The following is a 16,932-nucleotide window of genomic DNA, read 5'->3' as shown; positions in this document are numbered from 1 at the left end:
GGCGTTGGTACCGTTTTCAGTGATCAATGCTATTGTACTGGTTTGAATGTATTTAATTTTATGAAGTTCGCTATTTTGGGTGTCGAGTTAAAATCCAGTAATAGGAAACCTTTTTTTTAATTTTTACCCCTAACCTTTTTGTTTAGCGCTTCCGTTAACGCAAATTTGAAATGATAGTTTCGGATGTATTTATTTTTTATGGATTTAATTTTTGCTACATTGACGCAACCAGACCTCCACGAATAGAAAAGAGGAATCACAATTATTACAGTTAGTAAATACCCTACTATTGTTACGGATGTATCCATTTTTTTTATTTTTGGTCATTTAAACAGCATGATAAGTTCAATTGAAAAGGCAAAGGAGTCAATTCAAAAAAGGACAATAAAATCATCCTTTATTTTAAGTAACACACTTTAAATCACCAAAAAGAATGGAAAGGATAGCGTAGAAGCGAAATCATCTGATATCGGTTGATGTCTTGGTTTGCAAAACAAGTGAAAACGGTATTACTTTTAATATCTGGACGTGCTATCAAAAATTTCCCAGATATTTTGCAATCGAGCAATGGGTAGTTTTATGATGTAAAAGGAATGCAGTACTGATTTGAGGCTGCAGAAAAACAAAGGTAGGAATGTAATGCAGCAAAACGGAAGAATGTGACTTTTCTAATTTGATGGGATGAACAGAAGATTCATTTGCTTCAATCCCAAATAACAAAACTATTGAAAGTCATATAAAAAACAGGATTTTCTGTATGCAAGTCATCACTGCAAATTTAAAAGTCATCACTGACTACATAATATTATTTCTATTTAAGGTGAGCTAAAAAGGATCCTACAAAACTCTAATCCAAAAAAAACCTCGAACTGTTCTTGTTCGAGGTTTTTGTTTAATCGTATTTATTAATCACTAATCGATTTTCAAGTTTCGCAATTGTTTTAGTTTCTCTTTCCACACATCAAGACTTTCTTTGTGGATAGCTATGTTTTTACGGACTTCTAACACAATAGAATTCTCTTTTTTAGCATTGCGAGTATTGGTGAAAAACTGAATGTTGTTTTCCAATTGGAAAATTTCATTCTGAACTTCATCAATTTTACGCATCAAGAAAATCTTTTCATTATCCAGTTTGCGCGTATCATGACTTTCAGATAAATGATCCATTCTATTGGCAAATCGCATCATATCTGTATCTTTTTTACTTAAACTCAATTTTTCAAAAAGGGCATCTAGAATTTTATTGAATTTCCCCTCAATATGTCTTCTTGGGAAAGGGACTTTTCCAAAGTTTTTCCAAGTTTCGATATGCAATTTAATAGCGTCTAAATCAGTTTTATGATCGCCAGTCAATTGGAATTCTCTCAACGCTTCTAAGTAGGCTTTTTTGTTGTCAAAAGCTTCTACTTCTTCGCTGTTTTCCTCATTTTTTTGTTCTTTTAACTTTTCAAAATAATGATTACAAGCGTCTTTGAATTCTTTCCAGATTTTGTCTGAATATTTTCTTGGTACATGGCCAATCTGTTTCCACTCCTCTTGAATTTGCTTCATGATTGGTGTTGTAGCAGCAAAATCTAGGCTTTCTTGCAATTCTTTAGCCTTGAGTACTAAAGCAGTTTTTAGACTTAAATTATCATTTTGATCTTTCTTAATGTCTTTGTAAAACGAATTTTTAAACGAATTGAAATTTCTAACGGCAGTTTTAAAACTAGCCCAAGTTTCTTCGTTTACATCCGAAGGGACTTTTCCAGCAGAGAAGAAAGCAGCGCGTAAAGCCTCTACTTTTTCTATCTGTGCCAACCATTGCGAATGTGCATTGACTTTTTCAGTCGCCAAAACTTCAATTTTAGCAATAATCTCTTTTTTCTTTTCTAGATTTTCAAGTTCTGTACCTCTTTGATTTTCAAATAACACTTCGCGTTTGTCATGCATTTGTTTAGTTAAATCACTGAACTTGTTCCATATTTCATCACGGTGTTCTCTCGAAACCGGGCCAATGTCTTCTTTCCAAATCCTGTGTAAGTCTTGTAATTCTCTAAAAGCCTTATTAATATCGGCTTCATTTACTAGCTCTTCCACTCGGGCTACAATTTTTTGTTTTTGCTCTAAATTGTGTTTAAAATCAAGGTCTCGAGCCTCTCTGTCTAAGTGTAAATAATCGTAGAAATTTTCCACATGAAAATGGAAATTGTTCCATACGTGGTTGTATTTGTCTTTAGGAATCGGACCAGCATTCTTCCATCGTTCTCTTAAATCATTAAAATGTTTCAAGGTATCTTTGATGTTCTCTTGTGGATTAATCAGCTCTTTTATTTCTTCAACAATAGCCAAACGATGCTCTAAATTTGTTTTTAGATTGGTTTGTAAACTCTTGAAATGAGTATTTTTAGTATCTCTGAATTGAGAATAGAACTTATCAAATTGGGTTTTTAATGGCGAGTGATAGTGAAAATCTTCATTAGGATCTTGGTTTTCAGCAAGAAATTCCTCTTTCTTCTCTTCTATAAGGTGGTTGTATTTTGCTAAGAATGCTTTTTTCACGTCTTCTATGTGATCTTTAAAAGACATTACTTTTTCATTGGAAACTAGGTTTTTCAGTTCCTCAACAAGTTGTTCTAAGGATAAAGTATCATAATCTTGCATAGAAATTTCATGACGATCTTTAAGCGTCTCGTCTTCACTTTCTTCTGCGTTAGTATCCGTAATGGCATCTAGAGCCTTCTGGTTTTTAGTTTCCATAGCAGTATCAGTGGAGGAGGCTTCATCAGGGACAACTGCGTTATCTTCAGCTGGCATATCACTTGGTTCTGCTGCAGGCGTTGCTTCAAGGTGTTCCTTTTGGGACTGATCGGATGCCGTCGCATTGTTTTCTAAATTTCCATCTGCTTCGTTTTCCTGACGAGACAGGTTATCATTCTTTTCTTCTAACATTTTTTCAATGTGTAAGGTTTGTATTTATATCTATTGCGAAAGATACTAAAGCAGTATGAAAGTACAAAATAAAACCATTATTAATAGTCATTTTATGTTCAAAAATGTTTTCATTTGGAGCCATTTCCTGCTGTTCGCTGTATCTTTTTGTTTGCTAAAAAGCAAACTAAAAAGGATGCCGCTGCCATCAGGGCTAGGGTTTAGAGGTTAGAAGTGTAAATTATTTCCAAAAAAAATCCATCGATGCAGGAATAAAGAGTTTAATCTACTCTGCTGTAGCAAATTATTGCAATACTATTGAATAAGTGAAATTTTGATAAAATGAAAAGTCCCACCGAAGCAGGACTAAAGATTTTCATCTACGGCATATAGCCTTATTGTGATAAGATTAAAGATTAGAAATTTTAATCAGATACAAACGTAAACAAAAAATAGTTAAGTTGCAATGAGGAAAACCGTAAAACGATTAAATATTTTCTTTGTAGTTTTAAAAATTCTTACAAAATAGAGTTGACATGGCAAAAATATTAGGATTGGATTTAGGGACAAATAGTATTGGGTGGGCGATAGTGGAAAAAGATGGAAATGATTTCTCATTAGTTGATAAAGGAGTTAGAATATTTTCGGAAGGAGTAAAATCAGAGAAAGGAATCGAAAGTTCTCGCGCTGCTGAACGAACAGGTTACAGAAGCGCTCGAAAAATAAAATACCGTAGAAAATTAAGAAAATATGAAACTTTAAAAGTTTTATCCTTAAACGGGATGTGTCCGCTCTCCATTGAAGAAGTGGAGGAGTGGAAAAAATCTGGTTTTAAAGAATATCCACTTAATCCTGAATTTCTGGAATGGTTAAGGACTAGTGATGACGAAAACATTAATCCTTACTTTTTTAGAGATAAAGCAAGTAAGCAAAAAGTTACTTTGTTTGAAGTAGGTCGTGCATTCTATCATATTGCCCAAAGAAGAGGTTTTTTGAGTAATCGTTTAGACCAATCTGCTGAAGGAATTTTAGAAGAACATTGTCCAAAAATTGAAGCACTCGTTGAAGATTTAAATTCTACTGATGAGATTCTTACAAGTTTAAAAGATTATTTTTTTGATACAGGAATTCTTGATGCTAATGAAAAAGGCGGTTTTGCAAAAGATTTAGATGAAGGGGATAAAAAATTAGTTTCTTTATATAGATCAATTCAAGCAATTGTTAAAAAGAATGATACTGATTTTGAAAAAGGCAAAGCAGAAATTATTGAACGATTAAACAAAAAAGATGTTTTAGGTAAAGTAAAAGGTAAAATTAAAGATATATCTCAAGCTATGCTTGAAGGAAATTTTAAAACTTTAGGACAATATTTTTTCAGCTTATATAATAAAGAAAGAATTAGAAATCAATACACTTCAAGAGAAGATCACTATCTTGAAGAATTTAAAATAATTTGTAAATTTCAAGGAATTGGTTCAATTAATCAAAATGAAAAACTACCAGAAAAGAAGTTTGAGGGTTTGGCTAAAGAGTTATACAAAGCAATCTTTTTTCAACGTCCTTTAAAATCTCAAAAAGGATTAATAGGGAAATGTTCCTTTGAAAAAAGCAAATCTCGTTGTGCTATTTCACATCCTGATTTTGAAGAAAAAAGAATGTGGGAATATTTAAATACCATTAAAATAGGTACTCAGTCTGAAAAAGTGTTGAGATTTTTAAGTCAAGAAGAAAAATTAAATTTAATTCCTAAATTTTTAAGAAAAAAAGACAACTTCAATTTTGAAGATTTAGCTAAAGAATTGATTGAGAAAGGAGCAACTTTTGGATTTTATAAATCTTCAAAAAGAGATAGTTTTCATTATTGGTTTAATTATAAGCCGACAGATACAGTTTCGGGTTGTCCAGTTTCAGCTTCATTAAAGAGTGTAGTTGGTGAAGATTGGAAGACAAAATCATTTATCTATAAAACGACTAATTCAAAAGGTATTGAAGTTTCCAGAACCGTTAATTATAAGGATTTATGGCATTTGTTATCTGTTTCCACTTCAGATATTTATTTGTACGAATATGCAAAAAATAAATTAGGATTGGAGGATAAAAATGCCAAGGCTTTCAGCAAGATTAAATTGAAAAAGGATTTTGGAAATTTGAGTCTAAATGCGATAAACAAGATTCTTCCTTATATGAGAGAAGGATTATTGTATTCACACGCTGTGTTTATGGCAAATATTGAAAGTATTGTGGATGAGGTAATTTGGAATGATTTAGGACAAAGAAAATATATTCAAGACAAGATTGCTGCAATTATAGCCAATAATATTGTTGATAATGGACTTCTGGAAGTTGTAAACGGATTAATTAAAGAATGCAAAGTTGATGGAGCCTACTACTCTAAAGAAGCAGCAGATACTTATAGAAAGGATTTAAGTAAAAAACTCGTTTCTTTTTTTAAATTTCATCACATCGATGATGGTATAAAGCAAGAAACTATTTTAAACGAATTATTTCCTGTTTTTATTGAACAATTAAAGGCTCATGAATTCATAAAAGTAAAGCGTTTAGATGAAAAAGTTTTAGAATTTCTAAAAGGAGAAAATCAAGATGGAGAGGTTTTTTGCAATAATGCCAAACAGTTAAAAAAACTATATCATCCATCAGACATTGAAGTTTTTAAAAAACAAATAGTGAAAGATAAAGATGGAACAGAAACAGGGCAACTTATTTTAGGAAGTCCGTTAACTTCATCTATTAAAAATCCAATGGCAATGCGTGCTTTGCATCAATTGCGTAAAGTTTTGAATACATTGATAGTTGAAGAACAAGTAGATTCATCTACTCGAATTCATATTGAAATGGCTCGTGAATTGAACGATGCCAATAAACGAAAAGGAATTCAGGATTATCAAAATGAGAATAAAAAAGAGCGTGAAAAGTATAGAGATGAAATTAAGAAACTCTATTTAGCAGAATGTAATAAAGAAATCGAGCCAACGGTTGATGATTTATTACGTTATCAACTATGGATTGAGCAAGACAGGAAAGAGATTTATGAGAATGGAAACAGTATTAGCATATGCGATATTATTGGAGATAATCCTGCCTACGATATAGAACACACGGTTCCAAGAAGTATCTCGCAAGATAATTCGCAAATGAATAAAACGCTTTGTAGTCAGAAGTTTAACAGAGATGTTAAAAAGCAAAAAATGCCTTTTGAATTAGGCAATCATTTAGAAATTTTACCAAGAATTGCACATTGGAAAGAAGAAGCTGATAATTTGAGCAGAGAAATAGAAATGATTATTCGCTCTACAAAAACAGCAGCAACCAAAGAAGCTAAAGACAAAAAAATAAGAAGAAGACATTATTTGACTTTAAGACGCGATTATCTTCAAGGCAAATACGATCGTTTTATTTGGACTGAGCCAAAAGTAGGATTTAAAAACAGTCAAATTCCAGACACAGGAATTATTACAAGATATGCACAAGCCTATTTGAAATCGTATTTCAATAGAGTAGAAAGTGTAAAAGGCGGAATGGTTGCCGAGTTTAGGAAAATTTGGGGCATTCAGGAAAGTTATCAAGAAAACGGAAAAAAGTATTTTAAAGAAAAAGACAGAAGCAAACATACGCATCACACTATAGATGCTATTACTATTGCGTGTATGACTAAAGATAAGTATGATGTGTTGGCACACGCTTGGACGTTAGAAGATAAAGAACAAATCACCGAAGCTAGAAAAATAGTAGCGGAATCAAAACCTTGGAAAACTTTTAAAGAGGATTTAAAAAAGATTGAAGAAGGAATTTTAGTTTCACATTATACGCCAGATAATGTAAAAAAGCAATCTAAAAAGATTGTTAGAGTTCGAGGCAGAAAACAATATGTTGCTGAAATTGAAAGAGATGTAAATGGAAAAGCTGTTGCTAAAAAAGATATTAGTGGAAAAGTTATATACAAATTAGACAAGGATGGGAAAAAACTTCCAAGATTACAACAAGGTGATACTATTCGAGGTTCTTTGCATCAAGACAGTATTTATGGAGCAATTAAAAACCCATTAAAGACAGAAGAAATCCGTTATGTAATTCGTAAAGATTTAGAAAGTATAAAAGCATCTGATGTTGATAACATTGTAGATGAAATGGTAAAAGAAAAAGTAAAAGAAGCCATAGCAAGTAAGGTTTTAATACTTTCTTCAAATCCACAACAAAAAAATAAAATTGATGGTAAAGTTTGGATGAACGAAGAAAAAGGAATTCCAATTAACAAAGTTCGTCTGTATGCGAATTCAGTGAAAAATCCATTAGAAATAAAAGAACATAGTTCTTTATCAAAATCTCGTCACGAACACAAACAAAAAGTATATGGACAAAATGATGAGAATTTTGCAATGGCAATTTATGAAGGGTTAGATAAAAAAGGAAAGACAGAAAGAGCTTTTGAATTAATTAATTATATGGACGCTGGTTATTATTATAAATTGAAAAATAAAAATGAAAGGAAAAAAGATATAATTTCTTTAGTACCCGAAAAGCATATAGAAACTGGATTTAATTTATTAAGGTCAAATAAAATACCTATTATTTTAAAAAAAGGGTTGAATGTGATTCTATACAAAAATGAAAAGGAAGAGATTGACTTTAATAATCCTAATAGTATCATTAAAAGATTGTATAAGATTTCAGGGCTAGATAAAGACGGAATAAAATTAATGTATTGTATTTCTGCAAAAGGTTCGACAGAAAATATTGCTTATATGAACGATGTTATTAATAAACAAAAATTATTTGAATTAAAAAGTGAAATGGAAAAATTAGGTTTGTGGGATAAAGTTTTTTCTGATTTTAAAAATGATAATTTAAAAAAGTCTGATTTTTTTAAAAAATTGAATGATTTACTTAACAAACATTATTTTGAAAATAATGTTTGTGATTCAATAGGTTCAATTAAAAAAGTAAAGATTAAAGAAAGTGGTTTGACAACACCAAAGGGTGGGGATGTTATAGATAATTTTAAAGATTTTCCATATATTAAGTTTAAAGTTAGCAATTTCAATGCTTTAATTGAAGGAATTGATTTTAAAATTTCGCCAACAGGTAAGTTTGTACAAATTTAAAAATAAAGATTATGGATGAGTTAAAATTAACAGAAGAGCAAATCAAAAAGATTCAAGCAAAAATTGATAAAGCGGAGAAAAGTGGTTTTAGCACCAAAACAAAGGAAGAATTATTAGCTGACATAAAGAAAAAATTGAATGTTTAGTTTTGTCATTCCGACGAAAAAGGAATCACATCAGTAGAGCAACTAATGTGATTTTTCCTTCTTTGGAATGATAAAAAAGGCACAAAAGTTCTTTGACATAAGTTTTTCAACGTCTTAAACATCTCAAACCACAACTGAAAGGTATGGCATCCGCCCAGCAGGGATGCAGTAGCTTTCTGTTGTGGTTTGATTAAAGATTAGAAAACACGATATTAAAAGAAAAAGTAAGTTCGTTAGATAGTTGTTGTGGTTTGATTAAAGATTAGAAAACACGATATTAATATGGAGAAGATTACGGAGAAGAAATGTGTTGTGGTTTGATTAAAGATTAGAAAACACGATATTCGGAAAAGATAGGAATAACGAGAGCTACAGTTGTGGTTTGATTAAAGATTAGAAAACACGATATTTGAAAAGTAATTACCTATTTTTGGATTAAAGTTGTGGTTTGATTAAAGATTAGAAAACACGATATTCTCTAGGATTAGCCCATGACCAAATGGAAGTTGTGGTTTGATTAAAGATTAGAAAACACGATATTATGACGGTATAATGGAGCATTTTGGTGCTAGTTGTGGTTTGATTAAAGATTAGAAAACACGATATTCCATGCTGTGCTATTACACTTGTAGTTATTGTTGTGGTTTGATTAAAGATTAGAAAACACGATATTCCCGAATGTTTCACGGTTTTTTCATTATTAGTTGTGGTTTGATTAAAGATTAGAAAACACGATATTTTTCGAAATATTCTAATACTGATTGCTCAAGTTGTGGTTTGATTAAAGATTAGAAAACACGATATTGCTGTAAAAAAAACATCCATTAGAAGCCCAGTTGTGGTTTGATTAAAGATTAGAAAACACGATATTTCTCTAAATTTAAACTATCCTTATGACTTAGTTGTGGTTTGATTAAAGATTAGAAAACACGATATTCGTATCAGTTTATGACCAAGACACAAACCAGTTGTGGTTTGATTAAAGATTAGAAAACACGATATTCAAATACAATAATCCGTGTTTTGCTTTTAGCGTTGTGGTTTGATTAAAGATTAGAAAACACGATATTCCTTTATCTGCTTCTATTCTTGCAAGTTCTGGTTGTGGTTTGATTAAAGATTAGAAAACACGATATTACACGGAGCTTTACACCGATAAGCTAGATAGTTGTGGTTTGATTAAAGATTAGAAAACACGATATTTGAATGTTTCAACACAAAATTGGAAGGCCAGTTGTGGTTTGATTAAAGATTAGAAAACACGATATTCTTGCTGATTAGAGCTTGTAATAAATTCATAGTTGTGGTTTGATTAAAGATTAGAAAACACGATATTCAATGTCTGTATTCCCTACGCTTGTCACTAGTTGTGGTTTGATTAAAGATTAGAAAACACGATATTCAACGGAACAAAGTTTTCATACATTCCCCAAGTTGTGGTTTGATTAAAGATTAGAAAACACGATATTCAGTTGGCTTGTTACCTTCTGATTTTCATAGTATTAAATGTAAATATCGTATAGAAAAATGCCTCTTTATTGGTTTGATAACCCAATATTGATGCATTTTTTTGTTTGTAGTGGTAATTTTTCTAAAGGTTTTATAACTTTTGTAAAAAAGTAAAAAATGGTGTATTCGCACATGCGACTCTATTTGTCAACTTGGAAATGGCACAAAACAAGAGAGCAACATAATTGAGACGCTTCCAGCGTGACAAATAGTAAGAGAAAAAAATAGTTTGCGATAATTCGGAATTAATAGTAATGAAAATTAATCCCAGAAATAGCAAGATACAAAGAGTTCACACTACTATTTTATAAATATTTAGCATTCAAAATGACTATACGCGCTATTGTTTCAAAACAATTCCAATTGTGTGGGTTGCGGTGCTTTTGGGACTTCAGCTTTGCCCCAAAAGTTTAAAATATTTCCAAATTGCTTATCCGTAATTCGTAAAATACTCACTTTTCCTAAGGGTGGTAATAGTCGGTGAATGCGTTTTTCATGTACATCGGCACTTTCGCTGCTCGCACAATGGCGTACGTAAACAGAATATTGCATCATGCTAAAACCATCTTTCAAGAGATTTCCTCGAAATTGTGAGGCATTTCTTTTGTCTTTTTTGGTTTCTGTTGGTAGATCAAAAAACACGAACAACCACATTATTCGGTATCCGTTAAGTTCCATAATTTAGGATATTTAATTTTTTTACGGTCACCAGTAAAACACTGTTGGAGTGAGCTAGCTGTTTTTTGTAATCCAACCATTAACGGACTTTTTTCCTCTTTGAAATAAACAGTTTGTGTTAGTAATTGCAGTAGTTCCGCTTTTATAGTAGTGGTCAGCTCTTGCTCTGGATAGCGTTTCATAATGTCAAAAACTTTTTCATCCACAATAGGGCGAAAAGGTTCCATAATATCATCCGCAAGAGCAAAAGCATTGTATTTACTTTTATGATGGATTCCTAAAGTATTCAATAAACCGCTTCCAGAAAGTGCTCGTGCGGTCGCAGCTCTCAAGATAGCATAACCATAATTCAAAAAATTATTTGGATAATCGCCATAACGTTCTCTTTTTATTCCATCTTTTTCATGATTGGGTAGCGGGAAATTTTTCCAATACTGTTGTGCCGCAACGCCTGCCATATTTGATGTGTCTCCGCTCAGAACCTTACTGGCTAGAAATTCAAAAGTGTTTTTGCTAGCCGTTATCTTGGCTAGTAATTCTCCTTGATTTTTAATTTTTTCAACAATAGTTTGCTGCCATAATTGTTTTTTAAGTGGAATGGAAGCTTCAATCTGATTTTTGAATATTTCTTGCTGAATATGATGGCTGTTGAGGTTGAGAAACATTCCATTGGGAAGATGGTTGCTACCGCAAATAATAATAGCGGTATTATGTTCAACAACTAGATTCATGGCAGGAATACTCAAGTAGATTTCAACATGATCAAGTACTAGAAAGCCAATGTCTTCTATTGGTATAGTACTTTCTCTTATTTCTGATTTGATTACTAATTGTTGATTTTTTGTAGTGATTGAAGATTTGCTTTCGATGAGAATTGTTCTTTTGATCATAATTTAAGTTGTTAAATTAATGGCAAATATTTGATTATCAATCAAATTAAAGCATTAAATAAGCAACTCCTTTACGGCAAACCTCAATCTGTCTTTTATTTAGTTATAAAAAAAACGTCTTGTTTTAAAAATGTAGTACCATAATAGGAGTATTACAATTTTAAAACAAGACAATTTGTATATTCTTTGAGTAGCTTTTTACTACTTATTCCAAATCTTCCATGCTTTTTCGGCTTGAAAAATCAGCATGTCTAAGCCGTTTTTAATTTTGGCTCCTTGTGCTGCAGCTTTTTGTAGAAATTGCGTTTCGGCAGGATTGTATATCAAATCATAAGCTATGTGCTTCGCAGTGAAAAATTCATACGGAAGTAAAGGGAAGGCAGCTACATTTGGACTCGTTCCCACCGGTGTAGCATTTATTATTATTTGGTAATTATCAAATGTTGTTGCGTTGATTCGGCTGTAGTCAATTGCCGTTTCACTGGCTTCTCTTGAAACAAAAGTATAGGGAATGTCTAGTTCGTCTAAAGCAAAAGCAACTCCTTTAGATGCGCCTCCGGTACCTAAAATCAGTGCTTTTTTATGATGTGGTTCCAGTAACGGTTGCAATGATTTTTTAAAACCATAATAATCCGTATTGTACCCTTTCAACTTTCCTTTTTTGGTGATTTTAATCGTATTAACAGCGCCAATTAATAGCGCTTTTTTCGAAAGTTTATGCAAAAATGGAATTACAGCTTCCTTATACGGAATAGTGACACTCATTCCTTTGAGGTCGGGTGTGTTTTTAACAACTTCGGGAAAGGCATTTATTTCTGGAATATCAAAATTCTCATACGTGCAACCTTCAAAGTTTTCGCTATCAAATTTATCGGTAAAATACCCTTTCGAAAAAGAATAACTTATGTTGCGACCTACTAATCCAAAGCGCTTTCTAACGATATCAACCATTATAATTTTTTATGTTTTGCAATATAATTTTGTACCATTTTTTTTGCCCAAACTACTGGAAATAAATCTTCCAAAAGAATATAATTTTCAAAATTCAGTCGCAAGGCATTGCTTAAATGGAATTTTGCTTTTGTAGTATCCGTTAGCATAAAGTACAACCCTGCTAAACGGTATTCCACTTCATTCTCTTCTGGAAAATATTCGGATGCTTGCAATAAAGTCTGAATAGCACTTTCGAATTCTCCTAAAAATTGTAATATGTCTACCCAGAACAACCAAGTTTCTAAAGAATGATCACCAAACTCTACTGCTTTTCTATAGCCAAACTCCGCTTCTTCAAAAAAGTTCATTTGTTTGTTTATGGAAGCAAAACGTTTCCAATACAACCTATTTTGATTGTCAATTGCCAATGCTTTATTGACATAAAACAGCGCTTTTTGAAAGTTTTTCTGGCGAACATAAAAATCAGTTATAGCAATCCATCCCTTGTCTAAAAGGGGATCTTCATGTACCGTTTCATTAAAGTATTTTAAGGCTAAAACAGAATTACCTAGTTTTTCATAGCATTTTCCCATGCGCAGCAGCGCATACGAAGTTGCATCATCTAATTCGATGGTTCTGCTGTAGCTTTCAATAGCTTCTTCATATTTTTTTAATCGTTCAAAAGCTTTTGCTTTTTCCATGAATGCACCTAGGAATTCATCGTCAATTAATGTAGCGTAATCAAAGGCCCGAATGGCATTTTCATATTCTTTAACTCCATAATGCAACCTACCCAGCTGGTGCCAAGCGATTTCGCTGTACGGATTTTTGTCGATGTATTTTTTTAGATAACTGATAGCCTCTTGGTTTTGATCTAAAAATTCAAAACAATACACTACGTTATACAATGCAGATTGGTCTTCTAGATCTTCCTCTAAACATTTGATGAAGCTTTCTTTTGCCATTTCAAGGTTGTCCATAAAAAGATATTCCATCCCTATTAAGTTATAGACATCAGCATTATCATCCGTGTATTTTAAGGCGATTCTTAATAACTCAACGGCTTTTTCGTGTTGGTCTCTTTTTGAATAGATATTGGCTTTTTGAATGTAAATTTCTTCATTCGTTGGCTCAATAGCATACAACTCATTCAATAATTTTTCGGCTAATTCCAGTTTGTCATCAAAGACTAACATCTCCACCTGAACTAATTTCAGTCCAGTTGATTTTGGGTGTTGGTCTAATGCTAGCTTTAGCGCTTTTTTTGCCAATGCGGCCTTACCCATATCGAGATAATGAAGAATAATTTCTTCAAATTCTTCGGAGTCAAAAAAGAGCACTTTGTTGGTTTTCAACATCGACTCAAATTTAGACAGGGATAAGTTATAGTCTTCTTCTTCGTTGCTTAATTGCATCTTTGTTTTTTTAGAATTTGGCCTTATTAAAAGTAGGCATCCTTACTGTTAATGTGAGGAGGAACGGGAATTGTTTTAAACAATTTAATTAACAAAATCCGGGCTGGTTTAGTACTGATTTCCATGCTTGATACATGTGGAAATCTTTTTTACTGTCCTTCTCTAAACGAAGGTAAAAAACGGCAATTTTTTCTTTAGGATGGGATAAGAGTCCGCACGTTTGCCCGCAGGATTCTCCTAAAGAAACTATTTTTTATTCAAAATCGAATCCATTACTTCTAGCATGATTGCACAACCTTCTCGGATTTCTTCATTAGAAATGGTAAGCGGTGGCGTGATTCGGATGGCGCATCCTTCAAATAGTAACCAGAATAAAATGAGCCCTTTGTCTTGACATTGGAGAATCACTTCGTTCGTAATATCGGCACTTATGGTCATTGCGGCAAGCATTAAACCTTTTCCCCTAATCTCTTCTATCAAAGGATGTACCAAAAGTGATCGGAATAGATTTTCTTTCTCTAAGGCTTCAGGCATTAAGTTGGTCTCAGTGATTTCTTGCAAAGTAGCCAAACACGCTGACGCAATGACAGGATGGCCTCCAAAGGTGGTGATGTGTCCCAATTTAGGATTATCACTAAGGAGATCCATCATGGTAGCTGAAGCGGTAAAAGCACCTACGGGCATCCCGCCACCCATTCCTTTGCCCATTACTACAATATCAGGTACAACATCGTAATTTTGGAATCCAAAAAGCGTTCCAGTTCTTCCAAAACCAGGTTGAATTTCATCCAGAATCATTATCGCGCCTACTTCATCACAGCGGTGGCGAACTTTTTTAAGAAAATCATCATGGGGTTGAATAAATCCTGCACCACCTTGAATGGTTTCTAAAATGATTCCTGCAGTTCTGGTGGTGATTTTTTGTAAATCATCTTCGTTATTAAAAGTGATAAAATCGACATCAGGTACCAAAGGACGGAAAACTTGTTTGCGTTCTTCAAAACCCATCACGCTCATCGAGCCCATGGTATTCCCATGATAAGCGTTGTGACACGAAATTAATTGACTTCTTCCTGTGGTTCGTCTGGCGAGTTTTAGAGCGCCTTCAATCGCTTCTGTGCCGGAATTTACCAAGTAAGTTTTGTCCAAAGGAGCGGGTAGCAATGATGCTAATAATTTGCAATATTCGACTGCCGGACTTTGAGAATATTCACCGTAAACCATCACGTGTGAATATTTGTCTAATTGCTCTTTTATGGCTTGATTAACTCTTGGATGCTGATGTCCAAGCGCACAAGCAGAAACTCCAGCAACAAAATCTAAATATTTTTTATTAGCGGTATCATAGATATATGAACCTATGGCATGCGAGATTTCCATACCCAATGGATAAGGAGTTGTTTGTGCTTGGTATTTTAAGAAATCACTATTCAATTTTTTAGAAATTTAACCGCTAACTTTGCAAAGTTTGTAAAGTTTACGTAGTTTTAAAAGATGTTTTTTTGTCCCTGTGTCCTAGATTGAATACTGAGACTTTTCACTGTTCCCTTTACTTTTTACTTTTTTTTCACTTTCTTCTTATCGTAATTCAGAGTTTCCTTCCGAATTTTCATAGGAATAGCCTCTTTAGCTTCGGCTGATTTAGTTGCTTTTGCTATTTTTTCATTATCTTCATTTTCTTCGGGTGGAAAGAGGTCGTCTTTCGATTTTATTCGTTCGTCTCCGCGCCATACTAACCCTCTCAGTTTTCTTGCATTTTCAGGTAAATCTTTTTCGGGGTAAATATCGCCATCTACTTGCTGAAAGAAAGTAATGGTTTCGATCTCATTTTTTTCTAAAAGGAGATTAATTTTACTACTTACATTTTTATTGATGCCTATGAGTTCTTGCGCTTCATTTCGCATATAATAGATAACTTCGGCATTTTTGACAATGTCCACGTCACGCAGTTTTCCTTCCTCAAATTTACCGTAGAGATTTTGTCCTTTGACTTGATTATAGCCCGTTCCTATGGTGTCTTTAGAGACTATAAAGGTGTTCTCAAGGACTTTTAGTGAATCTAGCTTTTGGGTGGTGTTATTGCCTATAAGATGCATGATATCGCCTGTTATTTGACTTTCTCCATTCCAAAGTATTGGATTTCCAATCATTTTTGTCAAAGCAGTTTTTGAGCTCGAATGTATTGAATCGCATTTGCCGCTCAAATCCGTTTTATAAAATCGGACGTTATTGAATGCTCTAATGACTCGGTTTCCTTCTTTGCCGGTTACCATTAATTTCTTCCCATGGATGTAAACAGAGTCATTTTCGACAAAATTAACCGCAACAGCTCTTTTCGTTACATACATGGAATCCAGTTTTTTATATACTTCGGCATAATGTCCTTTTACGATGCCACGATTGATAGAATCTGTTATTTTAACATTGCGCGTGGCTGATGCAAATTCCCGATTTCGGTCATAATACAAACTGTCGCCTTTAATCACTCGATCATCGTATTTAATGAAGGATTTATTCAGGAAATGGGCCAGATTTTTTTTGGTGTCATAAAACCCTTTTTCAGTGTAAATATAATTGGCTTTACTGGTTATCGTGGAAGGTCCAAAAAGATACGAATGCCCAGAATTACTGAAATAATCTAAGTGATTTGATTTTATGACATACGTTGGATTTGTGATGGTAACTGCCGTCAGGAATTGGAATTTTTTTTGTTTCACATAATATCTTCCAGAATTACTTTCGAGGGTATTGTCTTTGTTTGTAATTGTTCCAGGAGTATCGTAAAATACTTCTTGAATATTTCGGTCAAAATTGATTATTTCTGTTACCAAAGTTGCGTCTGGTGAACTCATCACAGCATCTCCAGAAGCATAAGCTTTTTTTACATTTCCATTGTATTCTGCATATTTGCTGTTTAAAAATAAAGTATCGCCTTGCACCATTTGTACATTTCCAAAGGCCTTGATGTAATTTTCCTTCTGGAAATAATACGCTTTGTTGCATGTCATTACAACGCCATCATGATTCACGCGAACGTTCCCTATAAGTAATAAAGCATCAGGAATTTCTACTTGATTTACATCAGCAAAATCAGAGTTTTCTACTATAATTTTTTTCGGGGCTTGCGCCAAAACTAAATTTGTAATTAGCAGTAGGAGACAATAACGAAGGAAAAACAGCGATTTCTTCAATGGATTTAATTTTTGTCAAATTTATGAAAAAGGAAACAATCCTAATCCATATTAGGAATTATTTATAATCAGTCCAAAGGGCCTTAATAGCGAATGTTTCATCTTTTGAAAGTTATTAACAATTAATGAAACTCCTTCGT

At 33.0% G+C, this 16,932-nt stretch carries 10 protein-coding genes and 1 CRISPR repeat array; of the genes, 2 read left to right on the top strand and 8 right to left on the bottom strand.

The annotated features are described in order from the left end of the window. Nucleotides 1-116: 116 nt before the first annotated feature. Together BUA03_RS16460 and BUA03_RS04735 are read right to left on the bottom strand one after the other, a co-directional pair. The gene (locus tag BUA03_RS16460) at nt 117-308 is read right to left on the bottom strand and encodes a hypothetical protein (protein WP_139255606.1); all 192 of its coding nucleotides are present in this window, start codon (nt 306-308) and stop codon (nt 117-119) included. A gap of 604 nt (nt 309-912) precedes the next feature. Beyond that, nucleotides 913-2,931, bottom strand: coding sequence for a DUF349 domain-containing protein (locus tag BUA03_RS04735; RefSeq protein WP_066078286.1), 2,019 nt, complete (start codon nt 2,929-2,931; stop codon nt 913-915). A 515-nt stretch (nt 2,932-3,446) separates the two neighbouring features. On the opposite strand from BUA03_RS04735, the gene cas9 reads away from it, so the two are divergent. Continuing rightward, nucleotides 3,447-8,030: a type II CRISPR RNA-guided endonuclease Cas9 gene (cas9, locus tag BUA03_RS04730; RefSeq protein ID WP_082854299.1), complete on the top strand. Its 4,584-nt coding sequence runs from the start codon at nt 3,447-3,449 to the stop codon at nt 8,028-8,030. Nucleotides 8,031-8,041: 11 nt separating this feature from the next. Continuing rightward, on the top strand, nt 8,042-8,176 hold the full coding sequence (locus BUA03_RS17050; RefSeq protein ID WP_262489198.1) for a hypothetical protein: 135 nt from the start codon (nt 8,042-8,044) through the stop codon (nt 8,174-8,176). Nucleotides 8,177-8,353: 177 nt separating this feature from the next. Continuing rightward, nucleotides 8,354-9,645: direct repeats of the CRISPR family, unit length 37 nt; unit sequence AGTTGTGGTTTGATTAAAGATTAGAAAACACGATATT. A gap of 388 nt (nt 9,646-10,033) precedes the next feature. Here the strand turns inward: BUA03_RS17050 and cas2 are convergent. The 6 genes from cas2 to BUA03_RS04700 all read right to left on the bottom strand — a co-directional run bounded on the left by cas2 (nt 10,034) and on the right by BUA03_RS04700 (nt 16,732). Further along, nucleotides 10,034-10,363, bottom strand: coding sequence for a CRISPR-associated endonuclease Cas2 (gene cas2 / locus BUA03_RS04725; RefSeq protein WP_072675722.1), 330 nt, complete (start codon nt 10,361-10,363; stop codon nt 10,034-10,036). Further along, complete coding sequence (cas1, locus tag BUA03_RS04720) at nt 10,339-11,253, bottom strand: type II CRISPR-associated endonuclease Cas1 (RefSeq protein WP_066078293.1); 915 nt, start codon at nt 11,251-11,253, stop codon at nt 10,339-10,341. The genes cas2 and cas1 overlap by 25 nt, the downstream gene beginning before the upstream one ends. 201 nt (nt 11,254-11,454) lie before the next feature. After that, nucleotides 11,455-12,204, bottom strand: coding sequence for a shikimate dehydrogenase family protein (locus BUA03_RS04715; RefSeq protein ID WP_066078295.1), 750 nt, complete (start codon nt 12,202-12,204; stop codon nt 11,455-11,457). Continuing rightward, nucleotides 12,204-13,601, bottom strand: a complete 1,398-nt coding sequence (locus tag BUA03_RS04710; protein WP_066078298.1) for a tetratricopeptide repeat protein — start codon at nt 13,599-13,601, stop codon at nt 12,204-12,206. The genes BUA03_RS04715 and BUA03_RS04710 overlap by 1 nt, the downstream gene beginning before the upstream one ends. Before the next feature lie 246 nt (nt 13,602-13,847). Then, nucleotides 13,848-15,035, bottom strand: coding sequence for an aspartate aminotransferase family protein (locus BUA03_RS04705; RefSeq protein ID WP_066078301.1), 1,188 nt, complete (start codon nt 15,033-15,035; stop codon nt 13,848-13,850). A gap of 122 nt (nt 15,036-15,157) precedes the next feature. Then, nucleotides 15,158-16,732, bottom strand: a complete 1,575-nt coding sequence (locus BUA03_RS04700) for an OstA-like protein (RefSeq protein ID WP_245792559.1) — start codon at nt 16,730-16,732, stop codon at nt 15,158-15,160. Nucleotides 16,733-16,932: the final 200 nt, after the last annotated feature.

It is taken from the genome of Flavobacterium fryxellicola (assembly GCF_900143245.1).
GTDB classification, from domain to species: Bacteria; Bacteroidota; Bacteroidia; order Flavobacteriales; family Flavobacteriaceae; genus Flavobacterium; species Flavobacterium fryxellicola.
The sequence above is the reverse complement of the archived record's forward strand: the minus strand, read 5'-3'. Positions and strand labels throughout refer to the sequence as shown.

What these genes read in the sequence shown, in the direction of transcription:
- BUA03_RS16460 (WP_139255606.1), bottom strand. Translation starts at nt 308, where the DNA reads ATGGATACATCCGTAACAATAGTAGGGTATTTACTAACTGTAATAATT.
- BUA03_RS04735 (WP_066078286.1), bottom strand. Translation starts at nt 2,931, where the DNA reads ATGTTAGAAGAAAAGAATGATAACCTGTCTCGTCAGGAAAACGAAGCA.
- cas9 (WP_082854299.1), top strand. Translation starts at nt 3,447, where the DNA reads ATGGCAAAAATATTAGGATTGGATTTAGGGACAAATAGTATTGGGTGG.
- BUA03_RS17050 (WP_262489198.1), top strand. Translation starts at nt 8,042, where the DNA reads ATGGATGAGTTAAAATTAACAGAAGAGCAAATCAAAAAGATTCAAGCA.
- cas2 (WP_072675722.1), bottom strand. Translation starts at nt 10,363, where the DNA reads ATGGAACTTAACGGATACCGAATAATGTGGTTGTTCGTGTTTTTTGAT.
- cas1 (WP_066078293.1), bottom strand. Translation starts at nt 11,253, where the DNA reads ATGATCAAAAGAACAATTCTCATCGAAAGCAAATCTTCAATCACTACA.
- BUA03_RS04715 (WP_066078295.1), bottom strand. Translation starts at nt 12,204, where the DNA reads ATGGTTGATATCGTTAGAAAGCGCTTTGGATTAGTAGGTCGCAACATA.
- BUA03_RS04710 (WP_066078298.1), bottom strand. Translation starts at nt 13,601, where the DNA reads ATGCAATTAAGCAACGAAGAAGAAGACTATAACTTATCCCTGTCTAAA.